11 protein-coding genes are annotated in these 14,658 nt (G+C 46.4%); 10 read left to right on the top strand and 1 reads right to left on the bottom strand.

The window, feature by feature from the left end; translation table 11 throughout:
- Positions 1-70 precede the first annotated feature (70 nt).
- Positions 71-715, top strand: a complete 645-nt coding sequence (locus ACFQ0C_RS25845) for a YigZ family protein (RefSeq protein WP_379370882.1) — start codon at positions 71-73, stop codon at positions 713-715.
- A gap of 103 nt (positions 716-818) precedes the next feature.
- Entirely contained in the window at positions 819-1,409 is a 591-nt protein-coding gene (locus ACFQ0C_RS25840) for a TetR/AcrR family transcriptional regulator (protein ID WP_258214266.1), read from the top strand.
- 94 nt (positions 1,410-1,503) lie between these two features.
- Here the strand turns inward: ACFQ0C_RS25840 and ACFQ0C_RS25835 are convergent, their stop codons facing one another.
- On the bottom strand, positions 1,504-1,905 hold the full coding sequence (locus tag ACFQ0C_RS25835) for a secondary thiamine-phosphate synthase enzyme YjbQ (protein WP_258214094.1): 402 nt from the start codon (positions 1,903-1,905) through the stop codon (positions 1,504-1,506).
- Between the two features lie 192 nt (positions 1,906-2,097).
- On the opposite strand from ACFQ0C_RS25835, the gene ACFQ0C_RS25830 reads away from it, so the two are divergent.
- The 8 genes from ACFQ0C_RS25830 to ACFQ0C_RS25795 all read left to right on the top strand — a co-directional run bounded on the left by ACFQ0C_RS25830 (position 2,098) and on the right by ACFQ0C_RS25795 (position 14,233).
- Positions 2,098-2,322 (top strand): DUF1128 domain-containing protein, encoded by a 225-nt coding sequence (locus tag ACFQ0C_RS25830; RefSeq protein WP_258214095.1) that lies wholly within the window; start codon positions 2,098-2,100, stop codon positions 2,320-2,322.
- 179 nt (positions 2,323-2,501) lie between these two features.
- Entirely contained in the window at positions 2,502-2,810 is a 309-nt protein-coding gene (locus ACFQ0C_RS25825) for a hypothetical protein (RefSeq protein WP_379370879.1), read from the top strand.
- 1,223 nt (positions 2,811-4,033) lie between these two features.
- The gene (locus tag ACFQ0C_RS25820; RefSeq protein ID WP_379370877.1) at positions 4,034-6,040 is read left to right on the top strand and encodes a family 10 glycosylhydrolase; all 2,007 of its coding nucleotides are present in this window, start codon (positions 4,034-4,036) and stop codon (positions 6,038-6,040) included.
- A 38-nt stretch (positions 6,041-6,078) separates the two neighbouring features.
- Positions 6,079-7,044 (top strand): ABC transporter permease, encoded by a 966-nt coding sequence (locus ACFQ0C_RS25815; RefSeq protein WP_379370875.1) that lies wholly within the window; start codon positions 6,079-6,081, stop codon positions 7,042-7,044.
- 18 nt (positions 7,045-7,062) lie between these two features.
- A complete protein-coding gene (locus ACFQ0C_RS25810; protein WP_379370873.1) occupies positions 7,063-7,944 on the top strand; it encodes a carbohydrate ABC transporter permease in 882 nt (293 codons plus the stop codon).
- A gap of 88 nt (positions 7,945-8,032) precedes the next feature.
- On the top strand, positions 8,033-9,577 hold the full coding sequence (locus ACFQ0C_RS25805) for a type 2 periplasmic-binding domain-containing protein (protein ID WP_379370871.1): 1,545 nt from the start codon (positions 8,033-8,035) through the stop codon (positions 9,575-9,577).
- Between the two features lie 118 nt (positions 9,578-9,695).
- The gene (locus tag ACFQ0C_RS25800; protein WP_379370869.1) at positions 9,696-11,726 is read left to right on the top strand and encodes a family 10 glycosylhydrolase; all 2,031 of its coding nucleotides are present in this window, start codon (positions 9,696-9,698) and stop codon (positions 11,724-11,726) included.
- 182 nt (positions 11,727-11,908) lie between these two features.
- Positions 11,909-14,233: an AraC family transcriptional regulator gene (locus ACFQ0C_RS25795; protein ID WP_379370867.1), complete on the top strand. Its 2,325-nt coding sequence runs from the start codon at positions 11,909-11,911 to the stop codon at positions 14,231-14,233.
- Positions 14,234-14,658: the final 425 nt, after the last annotated feature.

The raw sequence follows: 14,658 nt of genomic DNA, 5'->3' as shown, positions 1-14,658 counted from the left end.
CCTTGAGGGTGTACTGCTTTTTTTCAGTTGATATCTTATAGTGGTTGTGAAAGAAAGGAGGATCATATTTATGCTGGCACATTATAAAACGGTTAAACAGTTTGGCGTCTCGGAGATTGTAATCAAAAAGTCTCGTTTTATCGGGCATGCGAAGCCTGTCTCGACGGAGGAGGAAGCTATACAGTTTATACAGAGTATCAAAAAGGAACACTCGATGGCTACACATAATTGCTCCGCTTATATGATTGGGGAGCGCGATGAGGTCCAAAAGCAGTCGGATGACGGTGAGCCCAGTGGAACGGCAGGGAAACCCATCCTTGAAGTGATTAAAAATCAGGGCTTGAAAAATATCGCAGTTGTGGTCACCCGGTACTTTGGCGGCATTATGCTCGGGGCAGGAGGCCTGATTCGCGCATATACCGATGGGGCTGTGGAAGGTATAGCCGCGGCAGTGCCGGTATATCAAGTTCTGCACCGTGAAGTGCATGTAGAAATTGATTATACGTGGCACGGGAAGGTGGAGAATGAGCTGCGCAGCCGCGAAATGCTGATGGGGGAAACGGCATTTACGGACAAAGTAACATTGACCTGCTTGCCAATTGCTGCAGAGGCGGAACATTTTGCGGCATGGATGACCGATGTCACTCAAGGGCAAGGAGTTATTGCGCTCGGAACGCAGCTGTATGTTGAACATGATGAATGGCCGCTGCCCTAGGTGGCGGAACTCTATTAATCTCTCTATTTTCTCTTGCGTTGCAGCAATAAAGTGATAAACTATTAAAGTGAGGGAATTATAGACGAGAGCGAGTTGAATCGTGTTGGCTAGAAAAGTAGTGGCGCAGGAACTTAGCCGAGATCGGATATTGGGGGAAGCGCGTCAGCTTTTTGCTGAGCACGGCTATCACACTTTAACGATGCGCAGCATCGCCAAAGAGATGGGATACAGTCATGGGGCGCTTTATTATCATTTTAAAGAAAAAGCGGAATTATTCTATGCATTGGTGACGGAAGATTTCAAAATGCTGTTGCACAGGCAGAAGGATATGCTCAGTCGAACCCGAATGGGCGATATAGGTCAACTGGAGAGGCTGATGCAAGAGTTTATCCGTTTTGGGCTGGAAAATCCTTATCATTATGAGATTATGTTTATGATTGACGATGTGGAGCTGCAGAATTACTCAAGAACCGAACAAGCGCAATGTCTGGAGCTGTTCGCTACGGTGGTGCGTTCAGTTATCGCACGTCAGCCGGGTAATGATTCTAAAATGTATAGTCTTCCCTGGAGCTTGTTCATGTCCATGCATGGCTTTATTTCTTATAATATCCGCTACCGCCAATCGTATGACGATGTCAAAAAGCTGGCTGAGCATCATGTAAGGTATTTATGCGAGGGATTGAATTCCAAATAGAATGAAGCCGCCTGTTAATAGGGCAGCTTATTTAACAATTAATATTAGATTGAATCGTGGAAGCGCATTATTATTCGCCAGCCTATCCCAATTGTCAGCTATGTATAAATTGAACAAGGCAATTGCGTGCCCTAGGTCCATCAAATTCGCAGAAGTATATACCTTGCCAACGACCTAGAATGAGGCGGCCCCCAGCGATTAATACAGTCTGAGAGGTGCCTGTGGTGATGGTCTTGAGATGTGCTGCAGTGTTGCCTTCCGCGTGCAAATACTTAGGATGCTCCCACGGGTATACTTCATCCAACCGCATCAAGATGTCACGTTTCACATCAGGATCTGCATTTTCATTAATAGTAATGCCGGCTGTTGTATGTGGTGAGTAAATGACAGCCATACCGTCATCGAATGACTCCTGCTTCAAGAGCTCAATGATAAGTTGGGTAATATCAATCATTTCATCGCGCCGTTTGGTTTGAATATGCAGCGTATGAATCATACAATCATCTCCTTATCCGTGTAAAAATCAGGTTGTATCGATGAATCATCAGCCTGATCCCATTATAATACAATGCGCGGTTCACCTCAAAACATGCTACAATGGAAAATATCTATGAAGGCGAGAGAGAGAATCGAGCTCAGCAGTCATTTGCAAGGGTTATCGTATTGTGCAGGAGAGGATGATAGTAGAATGGATTTATCGGAAAACACATTGGTGAATACCGAGTTTATGATGGAGGAAATAAAAACCAAGCTGCGGATGGCAACCGGAGCTGCACTTAGAGCTACTCAGCTTAACAATGAGCAATATGTCGATTTGAAGGATATCTATGAGATGGTAGCTAGTAAATCTCAATTCAGCATTAGTGAAATTGAAGCTATTACGACAGAGCTGGGCCGTCTGCGTAAACCGTAATAAAGCATGTATGTCAAAGGCTGTTGAGGGATTGAATTATCTCGGCAGCCTTTGACATATCTTTGGCCGATATGGGACAACTGAACAAGCAATATGCACTTTACCCCCGTACAATATAGCGTAGTTCCTTTTTATTATGGGTTAACAACCCGTCGCTAATATTAATGGAGGTGGACTCATTGCACAAAGCGGTTCGTAAACAAAATGTTCGCAAGTTGATTGGTAAAACCGTATATGCTCTGAAGAAGGACGGCAGTACGGTAAGTGGCAAGCTTGTTCGTATTAGTGGCAATCAACTATTTCTAGCACCGACAAAAGGTAAGCAAGTTAGAACTACAGCGCTAGTCCCGCTCGTTTTATTCGACTTGCTGGCTATCGGTACTTCACCGTTTGTCGGAGGTTTTGGAGGCTTTGGCGGTTTTGGTGATGGCTTTGGCTTCGGTCGACCGTTCGGCGGGTTTGGTTTCGGCAGCCCATTCTTCTTTTAAACGCAAAAAAAGCTTATCCGATATGCCCAACGGCAATCGGGTAAGCTTTTTTTTATGCAATTTATATGTTTCGGGGTGAGCGAAGCTTACCCCTTATTTCGATTTTCGCAAGGTAGAGGTATGGACTCGAACGTATGGAAGCCAATAGGTCTCGACGAGCCTACGGGTCTTCGACCGGTACGGATAGCACAAATCTATATACAGTATAGAGGAAGTCTCTCTCTCTTGCGGGGGTGGGAACATGATGAATATTTTTATCCACCTATGCTATGTCTTAGGATCCTCTAACATGAATTCCGCTGATTAACGGAACGTCAATGCTCTATTGTTTGAAAACCCATCCCATTTCATGAAGTCGCGGAACTACGATGCGTTATTCCGACTTTAATAGACTGAAATGCGATATTTTAAACAAATAAGAGATCGTAGTTCCGTTTCAGTTGAATAATAACGTTAAAACAATGAAATAGCGCACCTCACTTCCTTTTAAGCGAGTGATTTGCAGCTCGCAGCGCTATAGGGGATGAAGACACGCGACCGCTTTAGCTTTGGAGGTACATAGGGAACACTACAATGGGCAATAGGACTATGAATACCGGATCGAAGACCGGTTAGGAAGTAAGGAAGCAGCCCAAAGCTCAGAGTAGAACAAGAGAGGGAATGGGTGTGGAGTGGAGGAGCGGTAGCGTTCGCCTTTGAAGTTCGTGTTCCAACCGCTGCAAGCCAATAATTCAAGGAACACGACTTCAACAGCGGCCGGAATTCCATACCCAATTCCCTCCCCACGCACAAACGTATGGATATCCACAATAAAGGATCTAGCGGTGATCTGCCGCTAGGTTTTTCTTACGTGGAACCGAATACTTGGTTTCGCTGCTCTTTGCAGCAATTTTTAAGCTCGCCTCAAAGCAGCGCGAAGCAGACAAAGGAAGCTGTAACTTTGGACATAAACTTGCAGATGTTATGTACCGGCGTTATACAGCTTTTTGGAAATATATCGGACTGGATGAAACCGGACATTTTTGGTCATCGTTGAGACAGGCCATTCCCCAGGGCCATGCGCAGTATGTAAGGAGTCAGTGTATCGACAGGACAGGAACGGCTCAGTGAGGCAATTGAATGGTAAGTCATGAAATGTCCGTTTTTTGCTTTTTCATATACATCTATAATCAACTGTGTAGAGCAGCACCGAATAAGAGGAAAGAGCTGGAAGGAGGATTTATATGGCATGGTGGCATAATAACCAGCTGCGATTGATTCAGAATAATTTGAGAGAAATCGATGCGGATCTCGATGTCGATCTATTAATATCTCAGCTAAAACAATTTGATGCGAATGTGCTGATGCTTAACGCTGGAGGAATATTTGCATTTTATCCAAGTAAGCTGGAGCATCATTATGTGACTCCCTATTTAAAGAAGGATTTGCTAAGGGAGGCAATAGACAAGGCTCATGCGAATGGGATGCGTTTTATCGCCAGATTCGATTTCAGTAAAACCCATGAGAGCCTGTTCGCAGACAAGCCGGAATGGTATTACCGGACTAAGGAAGGCAAGGAAGTCAATTATCACGGGATTGTGCATACCTGCATTAATGGTGGCTACCAACAAGAGCATTCGCTAAAGATTATCGAAGAGGTTCTCGATAGCTACCCGGTTGACGGTATTTTCTTCAATATGTTTGGCTATCAAACTAAAGATTACAGCGGGAATGATTATGGTCTCTGCTATTGTGACAACTGCAAGCGAAGATTCCGGGCTATGTATGGCACTGGGTTGCCGGAGAACAGGGACCCGGACAATGAGGTATACCAGCAGTACAAAAAGTTCCAGGCCATTACGACAAAAGAAATTTTGGATTCCGTACATGAGCTGGTCAAACGGAAGAATCCGGAGATTGCGTTATGTACGTATCATACCCATCAGGTGGATATTGTCCGTAATGAATCCAACACCGCCCTTCACAGGCCTCATCCAGTATGGCAGTACTCAGCTTCAGAGAATGTGAAATCGATTGAGGACGGCTGGGATGACAAGCTGATCAGCAACTGCTGTATCAATGCGATTGATTTAACCTACCGGTTCACCGGCGTATCCGCCAATGAAGTGCAAATCCGGCTGTATGAAAGTATAGCCAGCGGCTCGGGGCTGGACTTCTGCATCATTGGCATATTTGATGGCTATCCGGATCAGGAGAACATAACAGCGGCACAGGAAGTATACCGGTTCCATAAGGAGAACGAGAAATATTTCGGGAGCTTGGGCTCCATGGCTGACGTGGCTCTGATCAAGCCCGACTCATTAGACCGTGCGAATCCGCAGGAATATTTCGGATGGTTCAAAATGCTGAAGGAGCAGCATATTCAGTTCGATGTCGTGCCTCAAGGCAGGCTATCGGCCAAGCTGGAGCAGCTTAAGGGCGTTCAAGCGGTAATCGTGCCGGGCATTCGAAATATGGACAACGCTCAATTAGCCGCCCTGAAGGAGCTGCAGCACAGCAGCGGTGTACGCATTATGGCTACAGGACATGCGTTGACAGGGGATGAACGGAACCGGGACATGCTGTACGAGCTGTTCCAGGCCAAGTATAGAGAGACCATAACGGATACGATTCCGGCATATTTGGAAACATCGGATAAAGAGGTGTTCCGCAGCTTTCCTGCTCGCGATTGGGTAATTGTCGGCGAAGGATTCAGCAAGATGTCCTTCGAGGGAGATCAGAAGACATTGCTTCCTTTCATGCTGCCATCGACCTTCGGTCCTCCTGAAAGAGCCTACGGACATCAGAGGTCGTCCGAGTATGGAGCGGGAGTCAGCAAAAAGAGAGGCGCCTACTTGCCATGGGAAGCGGGTACCCTATACTACAGATACGGCTATGAAGACCACAAGCGGGTGCTGACCGACTTGCTCCATTACATGCTCGACGGCCGCTATGCCGTAACTACGGATGCGCCGCAGGCAGTGGAGTTATTTTATAATAAGATCGACGATAGCAAGCATATGCTCCAACTGTTGAATTTGACAGGCTTTAACGGAGTGACCTACAGCGATCCGATTGCTGTCGCAGGCATCCAGATTGTGGTGGGGCATGGGCAAGCTGGAAAGAACTGCAAGGCGTATAGTTTGATGCGTCAGCAATATGTGCCGACTTGCTCTAATCAGGAAGGAATCACCCTCATTGTAGAAACACTGGAGCTGTACGATGCTATTGTACTGGAATTCAGTGAGTAGCCTGGACGATATAATTTTTTTGTGAAGGAGGTTCCTTAATGCAGCAATCGACTGTCGTAAGCAACAAAACGATTAACGGAGCCAAGGCTAGAAGCGGAAGCTCGTCTCTCTTGAAGCGAATGGCTATGTACAAATATATGTATTTGCTTGCATTGCCCGGTATCCTATATTTTATTATTTTCAAATTTATTCCGTTATGGGGATTATTGCTGGCCTTTAAGGAGTACAACCCCTACTCTGGCTTCAGTGGCAGCGAATGGGTAGGCTTTAAATATTTCACTGAGCTGTTCGCTGACGCTAACTTCTATATGATGATGCGCAATACATTTGCAATCAACATTTTTGGGCTTATCTTTTTATTCCCTATTCCGATTCTGCTGGCCTTAATGCTTAACGAGGTACGGCATGAGACGTTCAAACGTTTTAATCAATCGATTGTTTACATGCCCCATTTCTTGTCCTGGGTTGTTGTTGCCAGTATGACCTTCTTCATTCTTTCGGCGGATGTAGGCATCGTGAACAAGGTAATAAGCGGCATGGGGCATGAGACCATTTCATTTTTATCCAATCCGAATTACTTCTGGGGACTTTTGACAGCACAAAGCATGTGGAAAGAGGCAGGCTGGGGAACGATCATATTCCTGGCGGCAATGGCCGGCGTTGATCCGCAGCGTTATGAAGCAGCTGTAGTCGATGGCGCGAGCCGTTGGCGTCAAATCTGGCATATCACTTTACCGGCTATCCGACCGACCATTATCATTCTTTTAATATTGAGGCTTGGTCATATGGCGGATGTTGGCTTCGAGCAAATATTGCTTATGATGAATCCGCTCGTATTGTCTGTCGCTGAAGTGTTCGATACGTATGCCTATACCCATGGTATTTTGAAAGGCCAGATCAGTATGGGGATTACAGTGGGGATGTTTAAAGGTGTTGTCGGGCTTGTGCTGGTATTGGCGAGCAATTATATTGTGAAAAAACTCGGGCATGAAGGAATTTATTAAAGAAAGGAGACAGATGGTATGAGCTTTGTAGCTAAGAAGCAGATGACGTTGTTTGACTGGGTGAACTATACGCTCCTGGCTTTGATTTCGATAACCTGCATATTTCCTTTTTTATATGTATTCAGTGTGTCCTTTACCGATCCTAAGGCTTACATTCCTTTAAAATTTTATGTGTTTCCGGATTCTTGGTCATTGGCCTCCTATAAGTACATCTTATCGACGAACAGCTTCTTGAATGCATTAAAAAGCACGGCGTTTATTACAGTGGTCGGTACGGTGTTCAATATTATCGTTTCCTTCACACTGGCCTATGCTTTGACTAAAAAGGCGATGCCGGGCCGAGGCGTTATGATGAGCGGAGTTATCTTCACATTGGTGTTCAGCGCAGGAATTGTCCCGAGCTACTTGCTGGTTAAAGAGCTGGGGCTGCTGAACTCATATTGGTCGTTAATATGGCCTTCGCTTACGAACGCTTGGAGCTTGATCGTTATCAAGAGCTTTCTCGAGTCGCTGCCCGCTGAGCTGGAGGATTCGGGTAAAATTGACGGCTGCTCGGATATCGGAGTGTTCTTGCGGATTATTATTCCGCTTTCCATGCCGGCTATCGCCGCATTCACTTTGTTTTTCGCTGTGAGCCATTGGAATACATATTTCAATGCCCTCATTTATATATCGGATTCCAAGAAGTGGACTTTGCAAGTGTTGGTTAAAACATTGGTTGTTGATTCCGATTCGACTGGAGTTGGGCAGGCTGGTGCGGGCGGCGATGACCGGGTGATTCCTCAGGAAACGATCCGGATGGCTTCGATTGTTATGTCGATGGCGCCGATCCTGCTGATCTATCCATTCCTGCAAAAGCATTTTGCCAAAGGGGTTATGCTCGGCTCCGTTAAAGGGTAGAAAGCTGCCTTGGAACAAGCCGATTGAATCACATATAAAGGTTGGGTTGAACAAACGCTAAGTAAATCAATTTGGGGAGGAAACAAAGATGAAATCGAATCAAATGAAAAAGAAGCTGCCGGCTGTTCTATTGTCCGTAGTCATGGGAGGATCTTTGCTCGCAGGCTGCTCTTCAGGCAGCGGAACGGCCACCAAGGATGGTGGTGCCAAAACAGATCCTGCTCAGGACAATAAGCCATTATCAATCAAAATGTTTGCCGGTCTGTATAACGAGGTGCCCGACATGAATAATGCCTTCTGGACCGAATGGCAAAAAAGAACGAATAGTAAGCTGGATATCGAATGGGTGCCGGACGGTGATATAAAAACAAAGGCGGATCTGCTGTTCGCATCCGGCGATCTCCCTGAGGTTGTATCCTCCCCGGACGCTACTTGGCCGACGCTTCGCAGTGCTGTTAAGAACGGAGCCTTCTGGGATCTGACGCCTCTTTTGGGCGATTTCAGCCAGTACCCGAATTTGAAGAAAAATATGGCTCCTAACTGGGAGAAGTATTTGTCCGTAGACGGCAAAATTTATGCAGTACCACGTTCGCGTTCCAGGATTGACCAAGGGATGAAGATTCGTAAGGACTGGCTGGATAAGCTGAATATTCCGGTACCGACAACATTGGATGAATACGGCGCCGCGTTGAAAAAGATCGTAGAAAGCGATCCGGACGGCAACGGCAAAAAGGATACGCTTGGCTTGATCGGCCACGGTGTTATTGTCAATGATGGCGACTTGGCGTTTGCGGCAGGTTTTGGCGCTCTGGATCCGACCTATAACCAGGAGGGCGGTATGATTGATACCCGACTTACTCCTCAATATGCCGAAATGGTTAACTGGTTCAAAGGCTTGTATGCGGACGGCGTTTTGTCCAAGGAATTTTCGGTAACGAAGAAAACACAGGCTGAGGAATTGTTCAAAACAGGGAGAGCGGCATCTTATGTGCGCAGTGTATGGTGGGATAAGGAGTGGGAAGATTCCATCGCCAAAACACAGCCTAACCCCAAAATTCTTGAGCTGACCTTGAAGGGACCTAAAGGAGACGCGGTTGTATTATCTACAGGCGTATCCGGGGGCTATTATATCTCCAAAAAAGTACCGGAAGCTAAAGTGAAGCAATTATTGAAATACTTTGATCAAACAGCATCGGATGAAATTACAGATTTCGCTTACTACGGCCTAGAAGGTATACACCATAAAGTAGTTGGCGGACAAAAGGTATTAACCGATCAAGGGGTCAAAGAAGTAAATACAACGAGCAAAGGTGCTGGCGTTCTTGCTTATGCCAAGTGGGGGAAGGTTGAAAGCGCTTCGGGAGACAAGGCGTATAACGATATTAAGAAAAAGGAAGTTGAAGCATACGATACTATAGGTAAAGTAGATCCTTACCGCTATTCGGCAACATTCAACAGCACATGGCCCAAATATGAAAACGAATGGAAATCAATGGTTACCAAAGCTATCGTAGGCCAGATTTCAATGGATGAGTACAAAGCATTTGTCGACAAAATTAATAATTTGCCTGAAATGAAAAAAGCTTATCAGGAAAATAAAGCTTCTAATGATGAATTTAACGGCAAAAAGTAAGCATTCCAATTTAAATGCAGAGTTGTAGGGATACGGCTGGAACAGATTGAGGAACACCAAATCAACCACGAACGGCTGCCGAAGCTGCCTTTCGGCAGCCGTTTTCAGGAGGCGCTTTATGGGAAACATGGCTAAAGCTTGGTGGCAAAAGCCGCTTCGCGTCATTCAACCGAATTTGCAAATTAAAGACACCGCACTAATCAATCCGGATAAACTGGCCTCGCAGATGAAAGAAATGGGAGCTAATACGATCGTGTTTAATGTTGCCGGGATCTACGCCTGGTATCCTACGAAGGTTCCTTTTCATACCGTTAACGAGTATTTGCCTCAGTCATCCGATTTGCTGAAGGAGGTTATAGAAGCTTGCCATAAACAGGGGCTTCGCTTTATCGGACGATTCGATTTTAGCCGTGCAGAGGATTCGATCTACCTGCAGAAGCCGCAGTGGTTTGCCAAGCAAGCGAATGGCGAGCCCGACATTGTCGGATTAACAAGACCCGGACCTTGGTCTATGCTGATGAATACATGCATTAATGGGGCTTATCGCAACGAGGCGGTTGCGCTCCCTGTTCTGGATGAAGTCATAAGCAACTATGATCTCGATGGTATCTTCTTCAATGCTCCAGGCTACAGCGATTGTTGGTGTGAAGCTTGCCAGCGGAAATACCTCGCCAAGTACGGACAGCCGATCCCAGCAAGTAAGAAGGACTTCGCTGAGGATTGGGCATCATCGTGCATGCGCGATAATATGGACCAATTTTATTCCTTGATCAAAACTAAAAATCCCGATATTCCTATGATTCTGTACTATAACCTGTACCACGACAACCTGTTCGACCGTGCAGAAACGACGGATATGCTGTGCACGGAGCCGCAGGATATTTTATCCCTCGGTCATCATCATATTCCTGAGTTCTGGAAGCCGGCGCTCAGTATGAAGCTGGGGCGATCGCTTCCGGACAGACCGATTCCATTCGGCATCGTTCACTCCTCGCCGGGCATGGACTGGAGGCATACAGGGCTCCCGCCGGCTGAATACCGCTTCTGGCTGGCGCAAATTCCGGCGCATGGGGGAAGCATCTGGCATTCCTTGACGGGTATTCCCGATACAATCGGAGATAAGCGGATTCTTGATGTTGTTAGCGCATTCAATCATGATGTGCAGCAGATCGAGCTGGATATGGAGAATGCGGAACCGCTGTCTCAAGTTGCTCTTATGTGGACAGCCGACGCTTCCGCTGAAGGCATGGCGGATGGCTTGATTAATCAACAGGTTCCCTTCGATGTGCTGTTGACGGAGCAAGCAGTTCCAGAGCGGCTGTCCCGTTATAAAGCGCTGATAGTTCCCGAGGGGATGAAATATACGGATGGGTTCATTGAAATCCTGTCCGCTTATGTGGAGCAGGGCGGTTGCGTCATCATCGAAGGGAATGTTCCGCGGAATGAGAAGCTTCTTGCTTTGCTGGGCGTTAGCGACGATATTTATGTCAGTCAGTCTTTGACAGCTTCCTACCTGCGGTTTGAAGGAAACGACAATCCGCTGCAGAAGGGCCTTGAGCATACGGAGCTGATCGCTCACCGGGGTAAAGTGGCGTATTGCACACCGATAGGTGAGAATACGAAGGTGTTGGCGACATTGGTGCCGCCATTCTCGCCTATGGATGGGGTAGGGCGTCCTCCGGAGCGGGCTTCGCTGCCTGTCAGCCATACGGAATTGCCGCTCGCTCTAACCAACCGGACAGGAAATGGAAGCGCTCTGTATCTTCCCTTCTCCTTGAGCCATTTGATTAATGAATACAAATTGGTTGAACATTACCAGCTTCTATCCAATGCGATCGATTATGCATTGGGAGAGGATAAGCTGATCGAAGTAACGCATATACCAGGGCTTCAAATCACGTTGTTCGAGAAGGAAGGCAATCTGCTGATCCATATGGTCAATGGCGCAGGACGACGGCCATTGACGGCCAATATCCCGCTTACACAAATCGAGGTCAAGCTTCGTTTGCCGGGCAATGGCCAGGTGAAGTCGGTTCACCAGCTTATTTCAGGACAATCCGTGTCTTACTCGAAGGAAGAGTCAGGCAGCCTCGTATTTACGGTTCCTAATCTGCTTGTATGGGACTGCATTCGGGTAGAGATGCAATAAATCCCGATTCCTTCTTGAACTGGATGATTAAGGGTGAGGAGGCTATGCCGCGGTGCTAAAATGCTGCCCGGCCGGCCTTCTTCTTCCCATTTAACCGCTTTGTATATGCTATAATGTACTCAGAATTTAATGGGGTAAAGGAATGATTTTGCCGTCTATCCTTGGGGCTCGGAGGTAACAACATGTTGAGTAAGTGGATGGATCAGATTCGAAAAGTCATAGCTCCGCTGCTGCCGCGAGCCAATTATTTGAACCGGCTAATTTGGTTCGGTTGTTTGTCCGTATCCATTCCAATCGTTCTTGCAGGCAGCGCCTATTATCACTTTTCCATAGTGAAGCTAACGAACCAGTTCAAAGTAGATAACTTGGCTTCCTTAACGCTTCTAAAAGACAGGATGGAGAATGTGCTGACCAGCATCGAGCATGAATCTCTCAAAATATCATCCAATTCCCTTATTAAGGGCACACTGGGTACGCCTGATTTTGATGATTATGCGCTTTATGCTTCGATTATAGATACGTTTCAGGTTAGTAAAAACTCCAGCAGCTTAATTAGCGAAATCATGGTTTACGACAAGCAATCGGGTGCGGTTATAACGAACAACTACGGCTTTTTGCCCTATAAAGAGTATAAGGATCATGAGGATATCGACCAGATTCTGAAAATGGAGGGCACCGGCAAGTGGGCTTATTTGCCCTCTGCAAGCAGGGAGGGGTATTTGTCCTTTGTCAGAAAGCTTCCTCTTATGACGGTTGACCAGCAGGCGCAAGGCGTTCTCGCCATTCACGTAAAGGAAGACATACTGGAAAAAAACCTGGTGAACTACACATTTGCCAAAGAACAATCCCTTCTGCTGCTGGACTCAAACAACCAGATTGTTTTGCATTCCACCGACAAAAATAATTTGGGTCAGTCCGCTGAAAGACTTACAGGTTTGCAGGATATTTTAAAAGATGAAGACAGCACCGGAGAAACCGTTGTTCTTGGTGAAGACCAAGAGCGGTATCTGGCGGTTTATTATAAAACAACGTATGGGCGAACCTATATTTCGCTGCTGCCGGAGCGTGAGCTGACTAAGGAGCTGACATGGGTCCGCTGGGTTATTTTCCTGTCTGTGACGATCTTTCTGGCCTTTGGTGTGCTGCTGACATTTTTCGCCTCCAAGAGGGCCTATAACCCGATAGAGCAGCTAATTCGCTATGGAGAGAATATTGGAAGCGGTCAGCCGTTGTTACCGAAGGGCAATGATATTGAGTATATCAAATCTTGCTTAAGCTATCTGAACGAGCAATCGGAATCATTGAATAATTACTTGAAGAAGGTTAGCCCGAATATACGGGATCAATTCCTGCAGAGGCTGTTATCAGGGAGCAGCATAAGCCGAGCTTCTTTGCTCAGTGAATGCGATCATCATCAAATTCCAGTGCAGGGCACCTATGTGGTATTGGTCGGAATAATAGAAAATTTGTTTAAAGAAAAGCGATTTTTGCCAAATGAAGGCTCTATTGTAATATTCGCCGTTACGAACGTGATGAACGAGCTGCTTGCCAAATCATCGCTTAACGGCTTTATCGTGGAAAAAAATGAACGTGAAGGCATCGCAATTCTGCATTTCGACAGCGAGGAATCACATGAGCGCGTGCTGGAGCAGACGAGAATGTTTGCCAAGGAAATTCGTGAGGCGCTGAGAACCTATTTGTCCTTCTCCATGTCGGTTGGTGTAGGGAGATCGTATCAAGAGATCACATCTGTGGCGGAATCGTATCGTGAGGCTAAGCTGGCGCTGCAGCACCGGATATTCAATGACAGCCATCCCGTGCTGTTCTTCGAGGAGATGGAGCAGACTGGCAGACAAAGCATGTTCTTCTATCCGAACGAGCAGGAGAAAGTGATTGTTGAAGCGTTATCCCGAGGCGAGATTCAACTTGCAGAGCAAGCATTGGAGCAATTCGCCCAAATTGTGCGGGGCTCGGAGTCTTATAATACGATTTACCAGTGCTATCATGTGCTCTTGTCCTCGATCATTCAATCGTTGGAGGAGAAGGGGCCGGGTATGATCGACTCACTGGAAGACAATTGGTTTGATCAGCTCAAGGCTAGGCAAACCTCGCGTGAAATATATGAGTGGTTTATTGAGCTAATCTTTCCTTTGTACCGTCAAATTACGGAAGAAAGCCGTAAAAAGGGGGCCAAGCTTGCGATTCAGATCGTTTGTAAACAGATCAAGGAGAATGTCGGCGTCAATCACTCCCTCATCGAATTCGCAGATCTGGTCGGGCTCAGCCCATCATATTTAAGCAAGCTGTTTAAAAAGGAGCTGGGTGTTTCTTTCGTTGAATATGTTATGGAAAGCAAAGTGAGCAAAGCCAAAAAGCTGCTGGAGGACACCGAATACAGCGTAATGGAAATAGCGGAATTGGTTGGGTATTCCGAGCGCAATTTGAACCGGGCCTTTCAACGCTATGTGAATATGTCGCCGAAGCAATACAGGATGTCGCATCGATAAAAGGAGCATTTTGAAGCCCATCTAGAGAGCTTGCTGTTTACAGTTCAGCTTACTCAGATGGGCTTTTTTATCGTGAGGGGCTGCTCCTGACTCGGACCGGGGATAGGTTGTTGTATAAATGCACCCCTTGCGTAAAAGATTCGACCGACGGCCGTGCAACGTCGCAACGCGCGCCTGGGATTCGTGCATTAGGAATTAGCTGGAAAACCTCATGCAAATTTGGCTCAAACTTCCGCAGTGGGGGAGATAGCTGGAAAACCTCCATCTAAAAGGGTGTGTATGTAAGAAAAAGTTCCGATTCGATACAATTAACGGGATCATTTCAGGCTGTCGAGAAAGTCTCGGCAGTCTTTTTTTTCTTTAATATAATTCACCAATTCACCGCGTTAATTTGATATAATATAGTAAATAATTTGGAAAGTGGT

Source organism: Paenibacillus sp. GCM10027630, from assembly GCF_042676305.1.
Taxonomy (GTDB): domain Bacteria; phylum Bacillota; class Bacilli; order Paenibacillales; family NBRC-103111; genus Paenibacillus_S.
This window is presented reverse-complemented; position numbering and strand designations above follow the sequence as displayed.

Coding starts and splice junctions, on each gene's coding strand:
- ACFQ0C_RS25845 (WP_379370882.1), top strand. CDS start 71: ATGCTGGCACATTATAAAACGGTTAAACAGTTTGGCGTCTCGGAGATT.
- ACFQ0C_RS25835 (WP_258214094.1), bottom strand. CDS start 1,905: ATGATTCATACGCTGCATATTCAAACCAAACGGCGCGATGAAATGATT.
- ACFQ0C_RS25830 (WP_258214095.1), top strand. CDS start 2,098: ATGGATTTATCGGAAAACACATTGGTGAATACCGAGTTTATGATGGAG.
- ACFQ0C_RS25820 (WP_379370877.1), top strand. CDS start 4,034: ATGGCATGGTGGCATAATAACCAGCTGCGATTGATTCAGAATAATTTG.
- ACFQ0C_RS25815 (WP_379370875.1), top strand. CDS start 6,079: ATGCAGCAATCGACTGTCGTAAGCAACAAAACGATTAACGGAGCCAAG.
- ACFQ0C_RS25810 (WP_379370873.1), top strand. CDS start 7,063: ATGAGCTTTGTAGCTAAGAAGCAGATGACGTTGTTTGACTGGGTGAAC.
- ACFQ0C_RS25805 (WP_379370871.1), top strand. CDS start 8,033: ATGAAATCGAATCAAATGAAAAAGAAGCTGCCGGCTGTTCTATTGTCC.
- ACFQ0C_RS25800 (WP_379370869.1), top strand. CDS start 9,696: ATGGGAAACATGGCTAAAGCTTGGTGGCAAAAGCCGCTTCGCGTCATT.
- ACFQ0C_RS25795 (WP_379370867.1), top strand. CDS start 11,909: ATGTTGAGTAAGTGGATGGATCAGATTCGAAAAGTCATAGCTCCGCTG.